Source organism: Psychrobacter sp. PP-21, assembly GCF_033790785.1.
In the GTDB taxonomy this organism is placed as follows: Bacteria; Pseudomonadota; Gammaproteobacteria; order Pseudomonadales; family Moraxellaceae; genus Psychrobacter.
On the sequence record NZ_JAMYEB010000095.1, the window covers coordinates 1 to 426 of the forward strand.

Here is a 426-nt window from a genome sequence, read left to right on the forward strand (position 1 = left end):
GTGCACGGCCGTTGCCGCGGTACGATCGGCGCGGTGTCGAACCCGGATCACATGAACACCTCGATCGGCAAGGCCGGTCGCAACCGTTGGCTGGGTCGCAAGCCGCATAACCGCGGCGTCTCGATGAACCCGATCGACCATCCGCACGGCGGTGGTGAGGGTCGTACCTCGGGCGGTCGCCACCCGGTCACTCCGTGGGGCAAGCCGACCAAGGGCAAGAAGACCCGCAGCAACAAGTCGACCAACAAATTCATTCTCCTAAGCCGCCACAAGCGGAAGAAGTAAGGAACGACGGACATGGTTCGTTCAGTCTGGAAAGGCCCGTTCGTCGAGGGTTCTCTGCTCAAGAAGGCAGATGCCGCCCGCGCGTCCGGCCGTCACGACGTCATCAAGATCTGGAGCCGTCGTTCGACGATCCTGCCGCAG

At 63.1% G+C, this 426-nt stretch carries 1 protein-coding gene and 1 pseudogene; both read left to right on the top strand.

The genetic code is table 11. The features are described from left to right. A pseudogene (locus tag NJD71_RS13725) lies at window positions 1-285 on the top strand (50S ribosomal protein L2); the annotation flags it as partial. A 12-nt stretch (window positions 286-297) separates the two neighbouring features. Further along, window positions 298-426: ribosomal protein S19 family protein (locus tag NJD71_RS13730; protein WP_319052451.1), on the top strand; the 129-nt coding region annotated here is incomplete at its 3' end.